Annotated in this window: 17 protein-coding genes; 9 read left to right on the top strand and 8 right to left on the bottom strand. The window is 70.8% G+C overall.

Annotated features, from left to right (window positions below):
* Positions 1-35 precede the first annotated feature (35 nt).
* Positions 36-449 (bottom strand): SgcJ/EcaC family oxidoreductase, encoded by a 414-nt coding sequence (locus ACGRHY_RS05760; protein WP_394634320.1) that lies wholly within the window; start codon positions 447-449, stop codon positions 36-38.
* Positions 450-644: 195 nt separating this feature from the next.
* Here ACGRHY_RS05760 and ACGRHY_RS05765 point away from each other — a divergent pair, with 195 nt between their 5' ends.
* The 7 genes from ACGRHY_RS05765 to ACGRHY_RS05795 all read left to right on the top strand — a co-directional run bounded on the left by ACGRHY_RS05765 (position 645) and on the right by ACGRHY_RS05795 (position 8592).
* Entirely contained in the window at positions 645-1820 is a 1176-nt protein-coding gene (locus tag ACGRHY_RS05765) for an acyl-CoA dehydrogenase family protein (protein WP_394634321.1), read from the top strand.
* A gap of 37 nt (positions 1821-1857) precedes the next feature.
* A complete protein-coding gene (locus tag ACGRHY_RS05770) occupies positions 1858-3096 on the top strand; it encodes a cytochrome P450 family protein (protein WP_394634322.1) in 1239 nt (412 codons plus the stop codon).
* Positions 3093-4109, top strand: a complete 1017-nt coding sequence (locus tag ACGRHY_RS05775) for an alcohol dehydrogenase catalytic domain-containing protein (protein WP_394634323.1) — start codon at positions 3093-3095, stop codon at positions 4107-4109. The genes ACGRHY_RS05770 and ACGRHY_RS05775 overlap by 4 nt, the downstream gene beginning before the upstream one ends.
* Positions 4110-4248: 139 nt before the next feature.
* On the top strand, positions 4249-4617 hold the full coding sequence (locus ACGRHY_RS05780; RefSeq protein ID WP_394634324.1) for a YciI family protein: 369 nt from the start codon (positions 4249-4251) through the stop codon (positions 4615-4617).
* Positions 4618-4699: 82 nt separating this feature from the next.
* Positions 4700-5491, top strand: a complete 792-nt coding sequence (locus ACGRHY_RS05785) for an SDR family oxidoreductase (RefSeq protein WP_394634325.1) — start codon at positions 4700-4702, stop codon at positions 5489-5491.
* 185 nt (positions 5492-5676) lie between these two features.
* Entirely contained in the window at positions 5677-6930 is a 1254-nt protein-coding gene (locus ACGRHY_RS05790) for an RNA polymerase sigma factor (protein WP_394634326.1), read from the top strand.
* A 117-nt stretch (positions 6931-7047) separates the two neighbouring features.
* Positions 7048-8592: an MFS transporter gene (locus tag ACGRHY_RS05795; protein ID WP_394634327.1), complete on the top strand. Its 1545-nt coding sequence runs from the start codon at positions 7048-7050 to the stop codon at positions 8590-8592.
* A gap of 67 nt (positions 8593-8659) precedes the next feature.
* Here the strand turns inward: ACGRHY_RS05795 and ACGRHY_RS05800 are convergent, their stop codons facing one another.
* The 6 genes from ACGRHY_RS05800 to ACGRHY_RS05825 all read right to left on the bottom strand — a co-directional run bounded on the left by ACGRHY_RS05800 (position 8660) and on the right by ACGRHY_RS05825 (position 14592).
* Positions 8660-8857: a ferredoxin gene (locus ACGRHY_RS05800; protein WP_394634328.1), complete on the bottom strand. Its 198-nt coding sequence runs from the start codon at positions 8855-8857 to the stop codon at positions 8660-8662.
* 10 nt (positions 8858-8867) lie between these two features.
* Positions 8868-10076 carry a cytochrome P450 gene (locus ACGRHY_RS05805; RefSeq protein WP_394634329.1) on the bottom strand — a complete coding sequence of 403 codons (1209 nt, stop codon included), beginning with the start codon at positions 10074-10076 and terminating at the stop codon, positions 8868-8870.
* Between the two features lie 27 nt (positions 10077-10103).
* Positions 10104-11297 carry an acyltransferase family protein gene (locus ACGRHY_RS05810; protein ID WP_394634330.1) on the bottom strand — a complete coding sequence of 398 codons (1194 nt, stop codon included), beginning with the start codon at positions 11295-11297 and terminating at the stop codon, positions 10104-10106.
* Between the two features lie 95 nt (positions 11298-11392).
* Positions 11393-11752, bottom strand: coding sequence for a YciI family protein (locus ACGRHY_RS05815; protein WP_394637932.1), 360 nt, complete (start codon positions 11750-11752; stop codon positions 11393-11395).
* Between the two features lie 38 nt (positions 11753-11790).
* A complete protein-coding gene (locus ACGRHY_RS05820; protein WP_394634331.1) occupies positions 11791-13254 on the bottom strand; it encodes an FAD-binding oxidoreductase in 1464 nt (487 codons plus the stop codon).
* A gap of 99 nt (positions 13255-13353) precedes the next feature.
* Positions 13354-14592 (bottom strand): acyl-CoA dehydrogenase family protein, encoded by a 1239-nt coding sequence (locus tag ACGRHY_RS05825; protein WP_394634332.1) that lies wholly within the window; start codon positions 14590-14592, stop codon positions 13354-13356.
* A gap of 189 nt (positions 14593-14781) precedes the next feature.
* On the opposite strand from ACGRHY_RS05825, the gene ACGRHY_RS05830 reads away from it, so the two are divergent.
* Complete coding sequence (locus ACGRHY_RS05830) at positions 14782-16173, top strand: condensation domain-containing protein (protein ID WP_394634333.1); 1392 nt, start codon at positions 14782-14784, stop codon at positions 16171-16173.
* 69 nt (positions 16174-16242) lie between these two features.
* On the opposite strand, the gene ACGRHY_RS05835 is transcribed toward ACGRHY_RS05830, so the two are convergent.
* Positions 16243-17580: an extracellular solute-binding protein gene (locus ACGRHY_RS05835; RefSeq protein WP_394634334.1), complete on the bottom strand. Its 1338-nt coding sequence runs from the start codon at positions 17578-17580 to the stop codon at positions 16243-16245.
* A 196-nt stretch (positions 17581-17776) separates the two neighbouring features.
* On the opposite strand from ACGRHY_RS05835, the gene ACGRHY_RS05840 reads away from it, so the two are divergent.
* Positions 17777-19351 carry a 4-hydroxyphenylacetate 3-hydroxylase family protein gene (locus ACGRHY_RS05840; RefSeq protein ID WP_394637933.1) on the top strand — a complete coding sequence of 525 codons (1575 nt, stop codon included), beginning with the start codon at positions 17777-17779 and terminating at the stop codon, positions 19349-19351.
* Positions 19352-19358 lie beyond the last annotated feature (7 nt).

The following is a 19358-nucleotide window of genomic DNA, read 5'->3' on the forward strand; positions in this document are numbered from 1 at the left end:
CCTCCTTCTCCCGTGCGCTGTCCCACCTGGCCGGGTCACGCGGCGGCTATGGGCGTGTTCTGGTAGGAGGCGACGCGCCAGTCGTCCCCCTCCTTCACCAGGACCCAGGTCGCGCGGATCGCGCGTTCGGCCGTCGGCTCGACGTCACCGGGGGCCAGCACCCCGCCCTGGGTGACGAGCGCGGCCACGTCGGCGGCCAGCGGGCGGACCGACAGCGGTTCGCCGGTCACCCGGGTCCCCTTGAACGGGCCGGAGAAGGCGTTGCGCATGAAGGACCGGATTTCCTCGCGGCTGGTCAGGAAGACGTCACCGGGCAGGATCAGGGTCGCGTTCTCGGTGAAGATCTCGGCGAACCGGTCGGCGTCGTGCTCGGCCCAGGCCTCCATGACGTGTTTCGGGATGGCCCGCAGCGCGGTGGTGTCGCCGGTGTTCCACGGGGTGGAAGCCATGGTTGCTCCTTCGGCAGGCAGGTCGGTTCCGGACGACGGTCAGGCTCACACGCGTCCGTGGAGGGCTGCATCTTCCCGATTGCGCGGCGCGGGCCGCGCGCCGCAACCAGGGAGATGCGGGTGACCCGCACGGATGCCAGCCTCGACGGAGCCGATCACCCGGCCCGCCCGCCTCACCACGGAGGAGACCCGCCCATGGCGAACGAGATCCCGTCCAGGGAAGGACTGATCGACCGCGCCGCCGGTCTGGTGCCGCTGCTCCAGAAGAACGCGCTCCGGGGGGAGGAGAACCGGCGCCTGCCGGAGGAGACCCTGGACGCGCTGACCGAGTCCGGGCTGCTGAACATGCGGGTGCCCACCCGCTACGGCGGCTACGAATCCGACATGCGCACGGTGGTCGACGTGATCGCCGAGCTGGGCCGCGGCGACGGATCGACCGCCTGGGTCACGTCGGTCTTCGCCATCAGCACCTGGATGGCCGGCCTGTTCCCGGACGAGGTCCAGGACGAGATCTTCGCCGAGCCCGGCGTGCGGGTGTCCGGCATCCTGAGTCCGACCGCCACCGCCGAGCCGGCCAGGGGCGGCGTGGTCATCAACGGCAAGTGGTCATTCAACTCCGGTGCGCTGCACAGCTCGTGGAACACCAACGCGGCGGTGCTCCTCACCCCGGAGGGGCCTCAGCCGATCATGGTGGCGATCCCGATGGCGGACCTGGAGATCGTCGACGACTGGCACACGATGGGCCTGCGCGGCTCCGGCAGCGTCACCACGGTGGCCCGTGACCTGTTCGTCCCCGAGCCGCGCGTGCTGCCCATGGGCCCGGTCCTGCAGGGGCAGCACCGCTCTCGGGCGAACGCGGACTCGCCGGTCTTCCGGGCACCGTTCATGGCCACCGCGTGCGCCACGGTGGCCGCGCCCGCCGTCGGGCTGGCCCGGGCCGCAAAGGAGAGCTTCTTCGAGCGGCTGCCGGGGCGGAAGATCACCTACACCACCTACGACAGCCAGGCCGAGGCTCCCGTGACCCACCTCCAGGTCGCCGAGGCCGCCGCCAAGGCCGACGAGGCGGAGTTCCACGCCCGGCGCGCGGCCGAGCTGGTCGACGGCAATGCGGCCGGCGCCAAGCCGTGGACGCTGGAGGAGCGTGCCCGCGTCCGGCTCGACCTGGGCGCTGCCTGCCAGCGCGCCAAGGAGACGGTGGACATCCTCAACAGCGCCAGCGGCGGTTCCTCGGTCTTCAGCACGGTGCCGATCCAGCGCATCCAGCGCGACGTCCAGACGCTCAACCTGCACGCGATCCTGCACCCGAACACCAACTACGAGCTGTACGGGCGGATCGCCTGCGGGCTCGAGCCGAACACCCTCTACGTGTAGTCATCGCGGGACCCCGCCCTCATATCCGGAGGCCGTTGTGACACATCACCCCCCGACCGTCATCGACCGTACCGGCGCCGACATCCACGCCGAGCTCGCCGCGCTTCGCCGTCAGGGCCCCGTTTCCCGGATCGAGCTCCCCGGGGCGGTGCGGGCCTGGTCGGTGACCGGCTACGAGGCCGCCCTGCGGGTCCTCGGGGACCCGCGGTTCTCGAAGGACCCGCGCAAGCACTGGCCCGCGTTCCGCGACGGGGAGATAGGCGCCGACTTCCCGCTCATCGGATGGGTGCTGATGGACAACCTGACCACCGCGCACGGCAGCGACCACAGCAGGCTGCGGCGGCTGACGGCCAAGGCGTTCACGCCGCGCCGGGTCGAGGCCATGAGCCCGATGGTCGAGCGGGCGGCGTCGGAACTGCTGGACGAACTGGCCGGTGCGGCACCGGGCGAACCCGTGGACCTGAAGAAGCGCTTCGCCCATCCGCTCCCGGCCCGGGTCATCTCCGACCTCTTCGGGGTACCGCCCGAGGAGCGCGCCGCCCTGCTGCACGGCGGGGAGGTGAACGTCGACACGACCACCAGCCCCGAGGAGGCGGCGGCCAACGTCGAGCGCTGGCACCAGCAGATGCACGCGTTCGTGGAACGCAAGCGCGCCACACCGGGGGACGACCTCACCAGCGACCTGATCGCCGCCCAGGAGGCGGACGGAAGCCGGCTGAGCCCGTCCGAGCTGGTGGGCACGCTGCATCTGATGCTGGCGACGGGGACCGAGCCGGTGATGAACCTCATCGGCAACGCGGTCCACGCCCTCCTCACCCACCCGGAGCAGTACGCGCTGATCCGCAAGGGGGACGCCGACTGGGAGGACGTGATCGAGGAGACGCTGCGCGCCGAGGCTCCGGTGGCGCACCTGCCGTTCAGGTTCGCCACGGAGGACATCGAGGTCGGCGGGGTGACGATCCCTCAGGGCGAGCCGGTGCTCGTCGCGTTCGCCGCCGCCGGCCGGGATCCGGCGGTGCACGGGGAGAGCGCCGACCGGTTCGAGCTGACCCGGGAGGACAAGACCCACCTGTCCTTCGGACACGGGATCTACCGCTGCATCGGCATGCCACTGGCCCGTGCCGAGCTGCGGATCGCGCTGCCCGCGCTCTTCGAGCGGTTCCCGGACCTGGAACTGGCCGTACCGCCCGAGGAGATCAAGCCGCAGAGCACGTTCATCATGAACGGGCTGGAGTCGCTGCCGGTGCGGCTCGGGCCGGAGGGTGGTCGCGGATGAAGGCCGCCGTCATAGCGGCGCCGAAGGCGCCCTGGGAGATCCGGGATGTCCCCGCTCCCACGCCCGGTCCGGGCGAGGTCCTGGTCCGGGTGCGCGCCTGCGGCATCTGCCACAACGACATCTGGGTCGCCCGGGGCGTCTTCCCGTTCCCGTCCTTCAGCCCGGCGGTCACCGGTCACGAGGCCGCGGGCGAGGTCGTCGAGCTGGGCCCCGGAGTGACGAGCCGGCGGGTCGGCGACCGGGTCGGCACGACATGGGTGCAGGAGACCTGCGGGCGGTGCGACTACTGCCGACGCAACCTCCCGCTCACCGGACAGTCCGGGATGAACTGCGCCGCGTCGGTGATGACCGGGCTCAACACCCAGGGCGGTCACGCCGAGTACCTCTGCGTCAAGGCGGCCAGCACGGTGCTGCTGCCGGAGGGACTCGACTACACCACGGCCGCGCCCGTCCTGTGTGCGGGCTACACCTCGTGGAGCGCGCTGCGTGCGGCACAGCCCCAGCCCCATGAGCGGGTCGCCGTGCTGGGCATCGGCGGGCTGGGACACCTGGCCGTCCAGTTCTCCCGGGCCTGCGGGTTCGACACGGTGGCCATCACCCGCTCGCCCGACAAGCACGACCTGGCGGTCGGGCTCGGCGCCGGCACCGTGGTGGCCGACGGCGCCGAGCTGCGTGCCGCGGGCGGCGCCGACGTCATCCTGGTCACCGGCATCTCCTACCGGTCCGCCACCGACGCCCTCCAGGGGCTGCGGCCGGGCGGCCGTATCGTCCTGGCCACGATCGATCCGGGCAACCCGTTCACCATCGGTCCGGCGGCACCGTTCTGGTCGCTCCGCCAGCAGGTCATCGGCGCCACGCACAACGGCCTGCACCACCTGACCGAGGCCCTCGACCTGGTCGCGCGCGGCTCGGTCACACCGGTCTGCGAGGTCTTCCCGAAGGAGGGCATCTCGGAGGCGGTCGCGAGGACGGCGTCCGGGGATGTCCGGTTCCGCGCCGTCGTGACCTACTGACCTCGCGGGAGCCGCCCCCCTCGGGCTCGTGGTCCACCGCGGGAAAAATCTTCGAGGACGATGTAGAGAACAGCGCTTCGGCGCCGACGAAGAGCTGAAGAGGCGCACTGGACGCCTCACTCGAGCTAGGAGCAGCACCGTGAAGTACCTGATCATGATGTACCCGAACACCGAGGTCATGAACGCCCTGTCGGAGGAGGAGCGCAACGCCGTGTTCCAGGGCCACAGCGAGTTCATGCAGAAGATCACGGAGTCCGGTGAGTTCGTCGGCACCGTGGCCCTGGCCGGTCCCGACCAGAGCTCCGTGGTCTGCGTGCGCGGTGGGGTCCCCGCGGTGACCGACGGCCCCTACGCCGAGTCCAAGGAGTTCATGGGCGGCTACTACCTCATCGAGGTCGAGGACCGGGACCGCGCCCACGAGCTCGCCGCGATGATCCCGGACGCCGCGGTGGAGGGTCTGGGAATCGAGGTCCGGCCGGTCGTCTTCAGCAACGGCGCCTCGGCGTGATCCCCCGCCCGGGGGCCCTCACGCCCCCGGGCCCCGCTCCCCTCGCGCGCCTGCCCGCGCCTTATCGAGAGGACGTACGCAGATGAAGGTTCCGCAGTTGCTTCCCGGCAAGGTCGTCGTCGTGTCGGGGGTGGGCTCCGGACTCGGCCGGACGCTCGCCGTGCGCTGCGCCCAGGCCGGGGCCGACGTCGTGCTCGCGGCGCGCACCGCGTCCTACCTCGACGAGGTGGCCGAGCTCGTCGAGGCGGAGTCCGGCAGCCGCGCGCTGGCGGTGCCGACCGACATCACCGATCCGGCCGCCGCCGAGGCGCTCTCCGCGGCGGCGCTCGACACCTTCGGCCGGGTCGACACCCTGATCAACAACGCTCTCGTGGAACCTCCCCACACCGAGCTCTGCGACACGTCCATGGACGACATCCGCCTCGGCATGGAGGTGGACGTCTACGCGGCACTGCGGCTGTCACGGCTGTTCACCCAGGCGCTGAGCGACAGCCGCGGCTCGATCGTCATGGTGAACTCGTCGGTTCTGCGGCACTCCAAGCGTGCCTGCGGCGCCTACAAGATCGCCAAGTCCGCGCTGCTCGCGCTCGCCCAGAGCCTGGCCACCGAGCTGGGACCGGACGGCATCCGGGTCAACAGCGTGGCTCCGGGACCCATGTGGACCGACAAGGTGAAGAGCTTCGTCGGGGGCCTCGCGGCCGCGCGCGGCATGTCGCTCCAGGAGGGCTACGACGAGGTGGCCGCCGACATGGATCTGCGCCGTCTGCAGACTCCCGAAGAGACCGCCGACGCGGTGGTCTTCCTCGCCTCGGACCTGGCCCGTGCCGTCACGGGGCACTGCCTCGACGTCAACTGCGGCGAGTACCACCACTGACTCGGCGCCCCTTCGCGAACGCGTGTTCGCAGACGCACCGACCAGTCGTGCTGCGGTACGGTGTCGGCACCGGCTGCCGGGCGACCGGCAGTGCCGCGCACCGCACGACAGGGGATGGCCCGAGTTCGTATGACTGTCGCAGCGCCTCTCGGCTCCGCGCTTTCGGCCCGGCGCCGGAGAAGCCCGTGAACGGCGACACCGAGGTCGGCGCACCGCTGCGGGAGCTGATCCCCCAGGTGGTGGGCGCCCTGGTCCGCCGCTACGGCCGGTTCGACGAGTGCGAGGACGCCGCCCAGGACGCGTTGCTCGACGCGATCGTGCAATGGCGCAGGGACGGCGTCCCCGGCAATCCCCTCGGCTGGCTGACGAGAGTCGCCCACCGCAGGCTCGCCGACCGCGCCCGCAGCAACATCGCCCGCCGGCGCCGGGAGGCGACCGTCGCGGCCATGGCACGGGCGGACGAGCCGGTGGAGTCCGGCCCCGCCGAACTCCACCCGTCGGACCAGGACGACTCACTCATCCTGCTGTTCCTCTGCTGTCATCCGAGTCTGTCCCCGTCGTCCCAGCTGGCGCTGACGCTGCGGGCCTGCGGCGGCCTGACCACCGGCCAGATAGCGCGCGCCTTTCTGGTGCCCGAGGCGACGATGGCCCAGCGCATCAGCCGCGCCAAGCAGCGCATCAGGGCCGCGGGCGCCGAGTTCGAGCTGCCGCCGCCGGAGGACCGGCCGGAGCGGCTCGGCGTGGTCCTGCACGTGCTCTACCTGATCTTCAACGAGGGATACACGAGTACCTCCGGCGCCGAACTGCACCAGGTCGAGCTGACGCGCGAGGCGATCCGGCTGACGCGCGCGCTGCGCCGCGCCATGCCCGGCAGCCCGGAGGTGACGGGCCTGCTCGCGCTCATGCTGCTGACGGACGCCCGGTGCCCCGCGCGCACCGACGACGACGGGAACCTCATCCCGCTCGCGGAACAGGACCGCACCCGCTGGGACACGGCGGCCCTCAAGGAGGGCCTCGCGCTCACCACCAAGGCGCTCGCCCGCGGGCCGATGGGCCCCTACCAGTTGCAGGCCGCCATCGCCGCGGTGCACGCCGAGGCGCCGAGCGCGGACGAGACCGACTGGCGGCAGATCGTCATCCTGTACCGCCTGCTCGAACAGGTGTCCCCCAATCCCATGGTCACGCTGAACCACGCCGTAGCGGCGGCCATGGCCCACGGTCCGCAGGCCGGCCTCGACCTGCTCCACCCCCTCGGCGAGGACGACCGGGTGGCCGACCACCACCGGCTGCACGCCGTACGCGGCCACCTGCTGGAGATGGCCGGCGACCACGACGCGGCCCGCGAGAGCTACCGGGAGGCGGCACGGCGTACGGCCAGCCTCCCGGAGCGGCGCTTCCTGGAGTTCCGGGCGGACCGTCTGAGTAAGCCGAACGGGTGACGCGACGCACCACGGCGACCTCCTGGGAAAAAAGTTCCGCGATCCGGCGCAAGATTTCGCCCCCCGCTCCGACGATGCCGTGAACGGCACTCTGACGAGCGAGAGGACGAACACGACATGACCGTCACCGCGGCGGTAACAAGCCCCACACAATCCGGAGCACGGCCCTGGTGGGCGCTCGCGGTCCTCGCGCTGCCGACACTGCTGGTCGCGCTCGACGCGAACGTTCTGCTTCTCGCGCTGCCCCATCTCACCGCGGACCTGGGCGCCAGCAACGTCCAGCAACTGTGGATCACCGACGCCTACGGCTTCATGGTGGCCGGTCTGGTCATCACCATGGGCACGGTCGGCGATCGGATCGGACGCCGCCGGCTCCTGATGATCGGGATGGCGGTGTTCGCGCTGGCCTCGCTGGCCTGCGCGTGGGCGACCAGCCCGATCATGCTGATCATCGCGCGCGGCGTGCAGGGCATGGCGGGCGCCACGCTGATGCCGTCCACCCTCGCCCTGATCACCAACATCTTCCGGGACGACAGGCAGCGCGGGAAGGCCATCTCGATCTGGGCCACCTGCACCTTCACGGGAGCCGCCATCGGGCCCGTGCTCGGCGGCGTGCTGCTCGTCCCGTTCTGGTGGGGCGCGGTGTTCCTGCTGGCCATCCCGGTCGCGGCGGTGGTGCTGATCGCCGGGCCCATGCTCCTCCCGGAGTTCCGCCCCGAGCAGGCGCGACGTCTGGACATCACCAGCGTGGTGCTCTCCCTGCTCGGGATCCTTCCGCTGGTGTACGCGATCAAGGTGTTCTCGCTGGGCGGCGGCAGCACCCTGTCCGCCGGGGTGGCGCTGGTCGTCGGCGGTGTGTTCGGCACCCTGTTCGTGCGCCGTCAGCTCCGCGTCGAGGACCCGCTGCTCGACCTCCGGCTCTTCGCGAACAGCTCGTTCACCCTCATCCTGACCGCGCTGGCGCTGGCCGGGATGGTGCTGGCGGGAACGGCCCTGATCGTCACCCAGATGCTCCAGACCGTGCTGGGCTACTCCCCGCTGGCCTCGGCCCTGTGGTTCATGCCGATGGGTCTGTGCATGGCGGTGGGGACGATGTCCACGCCGGCGCTGACCCGCGCGATCACGCCGCGGACCGCGATCATCGGCGGCATGATCCTCTCCGCGGTCGGCGCGGCGGTGCTGATCGTGGCGAACGACGGCCACGGTGCCTGGCCTCCGGTGCTCGGCACCGCGATCATCGGTCTGGGGGCCGGTCCCATGTTCGCGCTCGGCACCGGTCTGGTGGTCGGCTCGGTTCCGCCGGAGCGCGCGGGTTCCGCCGCATCGATGGCGGAGACCGCGAACTACCTCGGCGGTGCGCTCGGGCTGGCGGTCCTCGGCACGATCGGCTCCGCGGTGTACAGCCACCGGGTGAGCGAGGCGCTCCCCGCGGGGCTGGGCGGCGCCGCCGCCGACCGGGCGCGGGAGACCGTCGCCGGGGCCGCCGCCGAGGCCTCGAACCTCGGTTCCGACGCCTCGGCGGCACTGCTGGAGTCGGCGCACTCGGCGTTCGTGAGCGGGATGCACTCCGTCGGCGCCGTCTCCACCGTCGTCTTCGTCCTGCTGGCGGTCCTGGCGGGGGTCTACTTCCAGCGGGCGAGCCGCGCCGACGTCGGCGAGTGACCCACCCGATGGGCGGCGCGGGGCCCCGAGGGCCCCGCGCCGCCCATCTCCGTTCCCTCCCAGATCGCTAGTCCTCGGTCAGGTACAGCGTGCGCGTCGGGCAGTCGTCGACCGCCTCCCGCGCCTGCTCCAGCCGGTCGCCCGTCACCTGGTCGACCAGCACGACGACGGTGGCGTCGGCCTCGCTCTGGTCGAACAGCTCGGGCGCCGTACGGAAGCACCGGCCCGCGCCGATGCAGGTGTCCGAGTGGGTCCTGATCCGCATACGCTCCCCCTCACCAGGTGACCGGGAGCGCGTGCAGACCGTAGTTGACGTGCTCCTCCTTGAACCGCAGCTTCTCGACCGGCTCGACCAGCCGCAGGTCGGGGATGCGGGCGAACAGCGTCGCCAGGGCCGTCTCCAGCTCGATCCGCACCAGGTGCTGGCCGAGGCACTGGTGCACGCCGTACCCGAAGGCCAGGTGACGCTGCTCGACGCGGTCGATGTCGAAGACGTCGGGGTCGGCGAAGCGTTCCGGATCCCGGTTGGCGGCCACCGTCAGGCCGAGTATGCCCTCGCCGGCCGCGATCCGGGCACCGCCGAGCTCGACGTCCGCCAGGGCGACCCGGGAGTTGGCGATCTCCGCGATGGTGAAATACCGCAGCAGCTCGTTGACGGCGGCCGGCCAGCGCGACGGGTCGTCGCGCAGCGTCTTGAGCAGGTCCGGGCGGTCGAGGAGCAGCATGACGCCCAGCCCGATGATGTTGGCGGGTGTCTCGTGGCCGGCCATCAGCAGCATGAAGGCCATCGCCACGAGGTCGCGGTGGTCGGGAACACCCGGCTCGCCGCGCCGCGCGGCCAGCCGCCCGATCACGTCATCGGTCGGCTCCCGCTCCTTGTCGGTCACCAGCTTGTCCATGTAGCCCATCAGCTCCGCCATACCGCGGGCGCCGGCCTCGGGTGTGGTGGCGTTCATCACCGTGAAGGAAATCCGCAGGAAGAACTCGCGGTCCTCGAAGGGCACGCCGATCAGCTCACAGATCACCAGTAACGGGACCGGGTTGGCGAACGCGTCGACGAGGTCGGCGGGGCGGGGCCCGTCCAGCAGCCGGTCGACGTACTCGTCCACGATCTCCTGAATCCGGGGGCGCAGCCGGTCGACGCTGCGCGGGGTGAAGTCACCGGCCACGGCGCGCCGGGCCAGCGTGTGCTCGGGCGGGTCCATCCCCACCAGTGAGGTGGAGAACTCGGGCGCGGGGACCTGGTGGTCCATCAGCAGCGGGAATCCCGGGTGACGAAGGTCGGAGCTGAACCGGTTGTCGCCCAGCATCGCCCTGACGTCCTCGTAGCGGCTCGCGGCCCAGGCGAGCTTCCCGCTGGGCAGTCTCACCTTGGCGAGGGCGGGGCGCTCCCGCAGTTCGCGGTACCCGTCCGGCACCGCATACGGGCAGGTACGGGGCATCGGGTAGGACGGGGACTCGGTCGTGTCGGCCGCGTCGGCCATGGCTGTCTCCGATCGTGAGGGGTGGGGTCACGGGTGGGGCTGGGGCTGTGGTTCGGGATCCCGGCGGGGTGCGCGGGGCGACGCCGGGCGGCTCCAGCGCCGCATGGCCGGCAGTTCGACCGTCCTGCGCAGCACCCAGGCGACCCCGACGCAGAGCACGAGGACACCGGCCATGAACGCGATGGCGACGGGCGTGTCGAACGTCACCCGGGTGTACGCGCGGGCGTATCCCACCACGTCACCGGTGAAGGCCGCGTGCACCGCGAACATCACGACGAGGTGGGAGACGTAGAAGACGAAGGACAGCTCCCCGAGCCAGACCAGGAACCGCCCTCCGAGAACCGAGGCCCGCCCGGACAGGTCCCTGGTGGCTGCGGCCGCGATCAGCAGCGCGGACGGAATCGGGTAGAGCGCGGCGTTCCCGAAGGGGCCGGGCAGGACGTACAGCAGGAGATAGACGGCGACGTTGAGCAGGACGGCCGGCAGGATCCCGATGTTCGGCCACCGCCCGGTGGCGATGATCCGGGCGAGGATCATGCCGATGACGAATTCGATCGACCGGACGGGTGGGAAGAAGTACAGCGCCCACAGCTGGGGCCAGGACCCCGCGGGATAGAACTCGCTCGGCGGGAAACCCGAGAGCAGCGGGTAGCTGACCAGGGGGATCAGCGCGGCGGCCAGGCCCAGGCCGATGCCCCAGGACCACAGCGCCCGGGTGCCGAGACGGCTGATCAGCCGGAACAGCAGCGGGAACATCGCATAACACAGCAGTTCGACCGACAGCGACCAGGTCGTGCCGTTGAGCTGGTACATGATCATGTCCTGGTCGGGCCACCAGTTCTGCACCAGGAAGATGTTCGCCAGCGCGGGGCCCCATCTGAGCGTCTCACCGGCGGCGGCGAACTGGACGAGGGCGATGGCCGCGATCAACAGGTGGCAGGGTCCGATGCGCACCAGTCGGCGCCGCCAGAAGCCGCGCGCGCTCTGGCCCGGCTTCGCCGACCAGGTGAGCACGAATCCGCTGAGGACGAAGAAGAACGAGACGGCGAGAAACGCTATGCGCCCGCTGCCCGTCAGCATGTTGTAGTCGGCGGCTGCCTCCGGGTCGGAGAACACCCCGAGGGCGAGCGAGTGGCCTATGAAGACGAAGAGCAGGGATATGGCCCGCAAGCCCGTCAGCGACAGCAGAGTGACCGCACGGTCCGGTGTCGGCGAACTCATGTGCAACCTCTTTCTCCAAGGCCGGGGACGGCTGGGCGACACGGTCCGATCTCCCGGTGGGGCACGCGTCGGCACGGAGTCGCGCGCCCCACCGGTCACATCTCGATGCCGGACGGCAGCATGATCGGCCGCACCTCGATGCCCAGCCCCGGCATTCGGGCCTCGGGCAGGAGGGCTGCCAGCTCTTGTGCGCGTCCGGCGGTTTCGCAGTCGATCAGGTAGAAGCCGGAGAACTGGATCGGGGAGGCCAGGAGCGGGCCGCCGACGACCGACACCGCATCGTCGACCACGCGGACCACGGTGCTCTGGGACACATGGGCCAGGGTGTGCGCGGCGACCAGCTCACCCGCCTCCTCGACGGTCTTGTGGAAGGCGCGGTGCCCCTGCACGAACTCCTCACGGGCATCGTCCGCGAGGGTGTCCCACGCGGTGGGGTCCATGTGCAGTATCAGCATGTACTTCACACTCGCGCTCCTGACGTCGCGGACGCCCCCTACAGACGTCGCTCGTCTGCAAGTCGGTGCCGGTGGCCGGAATTCGACATCGTTCCGGCCGGTGCGTCGACCTCCTTCTCGTACAGGGCCGAGGCACCCGGGAGGATGTCGTGGCGGAAGATCCCGGACGGGTCGGTCCGGCGGCGGACACGGTCCACGCGGGCGACCGCGTCGGGGGAGAGGTGCCGCTGGGGCTGGTCGAGGCGCTCGACGAGTGTGGGCGCGGTCCACCCGGTGTCCCAAGGAGCAAGGGCCGAGCGGACTTCGGCGCAATGTGCGCGGATCGCGGCCTCCGCGGCGGGATCCGTCACCAGGCCGCCGGCCGTGAAGGCGAAGGCCGCGTCGAGGCGGCTCAGCGCCCCGCCGTTCGGATCGTGCGCCGCCAGGGCGCCGCCGAGCTGGCGCAGCTCGGCGTTGACCAGGGGCGACCCCGAACCTTCGCCGAGCAGCCGGAGGAAGGTGTCGACGCCGTCCTGCCCGAGCGGTGAGAGCAGCAGGTGGTCGCCGGCCACGGGCACGGGATCGGTGGGGTCCATGTGGGAGGCGGCCACCGCGGGCGGTGCGGCGACGGACCAGGTGTCGAGCAGCGGCTCGGCGACGGCCCGCAGCGGTCCGAGCAGCTCCTCGGCGCGCCGCTGCGCGGTCACCGCGTCGTGCTCGGTGCGGGCGAGCACCGTACCGGTCAGGCACACCACCGGCCCACCGGTCAGACCGGGCGGGACGCCGGGCACGTCCGGCAGATTCATCACCCGCAGCGCCGTGGTGACTGTCGAGGGGGCGTCACGGGTCCACCGGATCCACCGGGAGAACAGCTCCGGACCGTGCGCCACGGGCCAGAACGCCGCGCCGGTGATCACCCGGTCCACCGTGAACAGGCCGATCTCGACCGCGGTGACCACGCCGAAACCGCCGCCACCTCCGCGCAGCGCCCAGAAGAGCTCCGGGTCCGTCACGGCGTCGGCGCGGCGCAGCTCACCGTCCGCGGTGACGAGTTCGACGGCGCGGACGGTGTTGGCGGCGAGCCCGGTGTGCCGCCCGTAGACGCTGATTCCGCCGCGCAACAGGTAACCGACCACACCGACGGTCGCCGATGTGCCGTGCGCCGCCGCCAGCCCGTGTGCGGCGGCGGCCTCGACGACCGCGCCCCAGCGAGTCCCGGCCGGGACTCGCGCGGTCCGGGCCGCGGCGTCGATCTCGACCGGGCCCGCCGGCTCCGTGCGCACCAGCAGGGAGTCGTCCATCGGGCGGGCCGAGGAGGAGGCGTGCCCACTGGTGAGCGGCCGGATCCACAGCCGTTCGGACACCGCGTGGCGGACAGCGGCCCGGACCTCCCCGGCGGTGCGGACCGTGACCGCCGCGGCGGGCCGTACCGGGGCGGCGAGGTTGAACACGGCGGTGGCCGCGGCGAACGGCGCCTGTCCGGCGCGTGCGATCGTCACCGCGGGCAGTTCGGTCCCGGTCATGCGACGGTTCCCGATCCTTGAGTGAGTGGCTCCGGCCGGCCCCGTGCGGGCGGTCCGGACTGTCATGCCGCCGTCGGACCGGCGGCTCTCCGACGACGGCTACCTGACGCCGAACCGGGCGCGGGCGAGCTCGCGTGTGGTCACCGACCTCAGCAGCACGCCGACTCCGGCATGACTGTGTAGCGTGGACATGTCACGCCAGACCCGCTCGATCCGCTCGCCGTTCCGGGCGGCGCTGGAACCGGCCGTCGGGAACAGCTGCCCCTCCACGGCGCGCCAGGACAGCCGGATGACCTCACGGCAGATGGTGGCGAGGCGCAGATCCTGCTCGCGGGTGAAGACGCCCGGACCGGCGGCGCACAGGTCGTGCCACTGCCGGACCGCCTGCCGGACGGCGGCCTCCGCCGTCGCGATGAGCCCGGCCGCCTCGCCGTACCAGAACTGGTAGTCCGGGTCCTCGGCCCGGGTGACGACCGGGGGGAACAAGGTGGTCCGTTCGCGCATCAGCCCCTCGTAGGCGTCGAGAGCGCCCCGGGCCATGCCGACGGCGAGCGATGCGACCTCCAGCAGCATGAAGCTGAGGGGGCCGCCGCCGTACTCCGGGTTCCCGTGCAGCCGGCTGCCCGGCGTGCCCTCGGTGATGTCCACCTCGCTCATGTGCGTCCCGGGTAGCGCGAAATGCTCCGGGATCCGGCCGTTCTCGATCACGATGCTGTGCGATCCGCTGCCTTTGAGACCGAGTTGGCCGCCCCAGTCGTCGAGGCGGCGGAACTCGCCGCGCGGGGCGATGAACAGCATCGGCACCGGGGGTTCTTCCGCTTCACCGGCAACCAGGACATGACCGAGGAAGTGGGTCGCGTAAGGCGATCCCGAGCAGTACTTCCAGGTCCCGTTGAGTTCCCAGCCACCGTCCGGGATCCGCTTCGCCGAGCCGCTCGGCACGATGGTCGCCGGGCAGACGAAGTCGCCGCCACGGAACAGCTCGGCCTGGGCGCGCTCGCCGAACAGCGACGCGACGGGGAGCGCGTGGGTGGCTCCCAGGCAGAACATCCAGGCGGTCGAGGGGCAGCCCCGGGCGAGCGCCGTCGTTACCCGCAGGAAGGTGTCGATGCCGAACTCGTAGCCGCCGTAACGCCGGGGGACCAGGATCCGGTAGAAGCCCGCGTCGGCGAACGCTTCATGAGTGTCCTGGGCGTAGTACGTGCGACGCTCCGTCTCCGCCTGGCGCGCCACGAGCGTCGGCGCCATGGCCTCCGCCCTGGCGATGATCTCGGCGGGTGTGAGACCGGGTTCGGACGGGGACGGCGGTTCGGAAGCGCGAATCGTGGCGGCCGTCATTCCAGCGCAGCTCCTTAGCCGTTCTTCCGTGGACGGATGGACTGCCAGCCACGGTCACACGCGGCAAGGGAGCGGTACATCTTCCGGATTGCCAGCACGCCGGAAGAACCCAGGCGAAGGGGCAGAGGCTAGGGTTCCCCGCGAATTCCCCGCAAGGTTCGGCCGATCCCGGTGGGAGGACAGCACCCCATGAGCTCTGACAGCACGCCACAGGCCGGCGATTCCGTCGGCCGGATTCCGCTCTCGTACACCCAGGAGTTCCTCTACGGATTCGACCGGGGTGACGACGAGGGGCCGTTCGGCCCGCGTTTTCACATCGTCCACGGCTGGTGGCTGTACGGAAAGGTGCACACCGACACCCTGTGGCAGGCGCTGGACGATGTGGTGGCACGCCACGAGGCCCTGCGCACGGTCGTCGTCCGGCGCGCCGACGAGTGGTACCAGCAGGTCCGGCCGCCGGCCCCGGTACGGCTGGAGGTGCGCGAGGCGGACGCCACCGACGCGGACTCCCGTGAACGGGCCGCGCAGCGGCTGCTGACCGAGATCGAGTCCGGCACCATCGACGCGCGTGAACTTCCCCTGCTCAAGGCGACGTTGCTGCGCTTCGACGAGGAGTCCGCGGTGCTGGCCCTGATCGTGCACCACACCGCGGCCGACGGGTGGTCGGTCCGGCGGATCATCCGCGACCTGGCCGTTCGCTATGCCGCGCGGCGCGGCCGGGACGTACCGGAACCACCCCCGGCACTCCCCTACCACGAGTTCGTGACCTGGCAGCGTGCGTTCTCGGCGAGTGCCGAGGCGGAGCGCTCGCGGGAGTTCTGGCGGCAAAAGCTCGCGGGCGCCCGGATCATCTCCTTTCCCACCGACCGGCCGAAGTCGTCCGGGCTGCCGGAGTCCACGGCGGTGTACCGCTTCACCCTCGACGCCCCGCTGGTGTCGGGGGCGGTGGAGCTGTCCAGGGCGCTGCGCAGCACTCCGTTCATGGTGCTGCTCGGCGCGTTCGCGCTCATGGTCCAGCGGACCACCGGCAGCACCGACGTCGTGGTCCCGACCTTCTCCCCCGGGCGTGGGAAGGAGGAGTTCCACAACACGGTCGGACCGTTCCTCAATCTGCTGCCGCTGCGCACCGAACTGGCCGGCTGCCAGGACTTCCGCGAGGTGGTGGGCCGGATTCGGACCACCTGCCTGGAGGCCTATTCCCACGACATTCCGTGCGTGCAGATCCTGGCTCAGGCACCGGAGCTGATGCTGCCGGTCATGGAGGACGCCCGCGCCGCCTGCGTCTTCCAGGTGTTCCCGTTCCCGTTCGTGCTGGACGGGGAGAAGATCGGCGATGTCGAGTACACCGAGATCCGGCGCCGGCTGGACTCCCAGCCGGTGGGCTCGGACGTGCCGAACGGCGCGCTGTGGACGCTCAATCTGGATCCGGCAGGCGATGTGGTGGCCTGTATCCAGTACAACAGCAACCTCTACGACGAGAGCTCGGTGGCCGCCATGGTGGACCGGTTCCGCAAGGTGCTGGCCGAGGTGGTCGCGGCGCCGGACGCTCCGCTGGGTCTGCGGCACGAGCCCCGGAGCTAGGACCGGCAGGCGGGTGCGGGGTGATCGAGTCGTCACCCCGCGCCTCTCCTCCCCCACCCCGCCCCCGGCTCAGCCGACGGTGATCGGTCCCCTGGCACGGAGCCCGCGGCAGGCCGCGTTGTAGTCGTCCAGCAACCGCTGCGCCTGGGCGTTGGCCAGGCCCAGCCGGTCGCGCGCGTCCACGTCGGAGACCAGGACGTCGTGCATGGCCTCGGTCAGCACACGCTGGATCCCGGCGAAGTCCCCGAGCACCCCGCCCTGCGCGGCGGGGGAGCCGTCGTTGGCGGCGAGCTGGTCCAGGGCCGTGCGGAAGTGCGGGTTCTCCTTGAACCACCCTTCCTCGTCGAGCAGCCGGATCGCCCCGTCGGTGACGGCGATGAAGCCGGTGTCCCGGTGGCGGTCGGCGGCCACCCGCGGAGCGTTGAGGTACTGCATGAAGGCCAGCGCGCCGTCCAGCGCGGCCTGGTCCAGGCCGTCCGCCAGCCACAGCGCGTCACCGCCGATCACGTTGCCCGCGTAGGGCACCTGCTCGTTGTACGGCATCCGGCACGCCCGCACCGTGAAGCCGCCGTCCCGGCCGGCTCCGATCATCCGTTCGGCTTCGACCGAGGTGGTGAGGGTGAAGGCGACCCTCTGGTCGGCGAACGCGCGGAAGTTGGCGTCCCAGTCGCTCAGGGCGGACGTCGGCCTGCCGCGGTAGAGGTACAGCCCGTCCCGGTGCAGCCGCCGCCACCACCGGAAGTACGCCAGCATCGCGTCCGAATCGAGACGCATGGTCCCGGCCCGGCCGGAGCGGCCGTTGTCGTGGTCGGCGAGCAGCGCGCCCTGCTGGGCCGCCGCCTGCTGGAACAGCCAGCCGTGATTGGGCCAGTTGACCCCGTACTCCGGACCGTCCGGCAGCGCGACGACGGCCCGGCAGGCGGCCTCCAGTTCCGCCCAGGTCCGCGGGACGTCGTCGATGCCGGCCCGGGCGAGAAGGCTGGTGTTGGCGTAGAGCAGGGTGGTCGAGGTGAGCGGGGGCATGGCCGCAACCTCGCCGTCGAAGGTGTAGTACCGGCGGGCCGCCGGAGTGATGTCGTCGAGGACCACCGGTTCACCGAGGATCTCGGTGCGGCCCGCGATCGCCCGTTCCACCGGGGTGAACAGTGGTTCCCCGTTCGGTTTCCGGGCGTCGAGGGCTTCCTGGGTCGAGGTGTAGAAGTACTGCGCGATGGTCGGAGCGGCGTCCCGCCGGGCCGCGTCGTGCACGGCCTGCGGAAGCGACAGCCAGTCCACGCCCGTCACCTGGATACGGTATTCGGGATGGGCGGAGGTGAACTGGTCGGCCAGCTCACGGGTCCGGTCGAGGAAGTACGGCATGAACGGGTAGAGCGGTACCCAGATGTCGATGTCGATGCGGTTCCGCATTCAGGAGTTCCCCTTCAGATGTCTTGCCGGGCGGACCTGCCCATGATTTGCGCGGCTCCGGTTGGGAGCATCTCCGAGGTTGCCGAGTTGGCCGGTCATGGCGTTCGGACCGCGCATCTTGGGAGAAGCCCGAGAGCCGTTGGGGATGCCACGCTCTGGTGTGTTCCTTCGAGACGGCGGCAACGGGAGGCGGCTGATGGCCGAGGGTCGTGATACCGGTGACGGAACCGGGCGGAAGACCCGCCCGCTGACCGGTCAGGAATATCTCGAAAGCCTTCGCGACGACCGCGTGATCTATCTCAACGGAGAGCGCGTCAAGGACGTCACCAGCCATCCCGCGTTCCACAATCCGGCCCGGATGGTCGCCCGGCTGTACGACGCCCTGCACGATCCGCGGCAGCGACCGGTGCTGACGGCACCGACCGACACCGGGAGCGACGGTTTCACGCACCGGTTCTTCACCACCCCGCGCACCGGCGATGACCTGATCGGCGCCCAGCAGGCCATCGCGGCCTGGGCACGGGCGAGCTACGGCTGGATGGGCCGCAGTCCCGATTACAAGGCGGCGTTCCTCGGCACTCTCGGCGCGAACGCGGAATTCTACGAGCCGTTCGCCGACAACGCGCGCCGCTGGTACGCCGAGTCGCAGGAGAAGGTCCTGTACTGGAACCACGCGATCGTGCACCCACCGGTCGACCGCGGCCTGCCGCCGGACCAGGTGGCCGATGTCTTCGTGCACGCCGAGCGGGAGACGGACGCCGGCCTGGTGGTGTCCGGGGCGAAGGTGGTGGCGACCGGATCGGCCCTCACGCATTACAACTTCATCGCCCACTACGGCCTGCCCATCAAGGACCGCACGTTCGCGCTGGTCGCCACGGTGCCGATGGACGCTCCCGGGATGAAACTGATCTGCCGCCCGTCCTACACGGCGACGGCGGCGGCGACGGGGAGCCCCTTCGACTACCCGCTCTCCTCACGGCTGGACGAGAACGACACCATCCTGGTGCTCGACAAGGTGCTCATCCCCTGGGAGAACGTGTTCATCTACGGCCAGCCGGAAAAGATCCGCATGTTCACCGGCCAGTCGGGCTTCATCGAGCGCTTCACCTTCCACGGCTGCACCCGGCTCGCGGTGAAGCTGGAGTTCATCGCCGGACTGCTGGCCAAGGCCCTGGAGATCACCGGCGCGAGCGACTTCCGCGGCGTGCAGAGCCGTATCGGCGAGGTGCTGGCCTGGCGCAATCTTTTCTGGGGGCTGTCGGACGCCGCCGCCCGGAACCCGGTCGCCTGGCACAACGACGCGCTGCTGCCCAATCCGCAGTACGGCCTCGCCTACCGCTGGTTCCTGCAGATCGGTTATCCGCGGATCAGGGAGATCGTGCTCCAGGACGTGGCCAGCGGGCTGATCTACGTCAACTCCAGTTCCAGGGATTTCGCCAATCCGGAGATCCGGCCTTACCTGGACAAGTACGTCCGTGGGTCCGGCGGTGTCGACGCGGTCGAGCGCGTCAAGCTGATGAAACTGCTGTGGGACGCCGTGGGCACCGAGTTCGGCGGGCGCCATGAACTCTACGAGCGCAACTACGCGGGAAGCCACGAGAACACTCGCATCGAGTTGCTCTTCGCGCAGCTGGCGAATGGACAGGTCGATTCCTACAAGGCGCTCGTCGACGAGTGCCTGGCGGAGTACGACCTGAACGGTTGGACGGTGCCGGACCTTTCCTCGTTCCCCGACCTGCGGCAATCCGTTCAGGAACTTCTCGACAGCTGATTCCACA

The organism is Streptomyces shinuiensis (assembly GCF_043660855.1).
Taxonomy (GTDB): Bacteria; Actinomycetota; Actinomycetes; order Streptomycetales; family Streptomycetaceae; genus Streptomyces.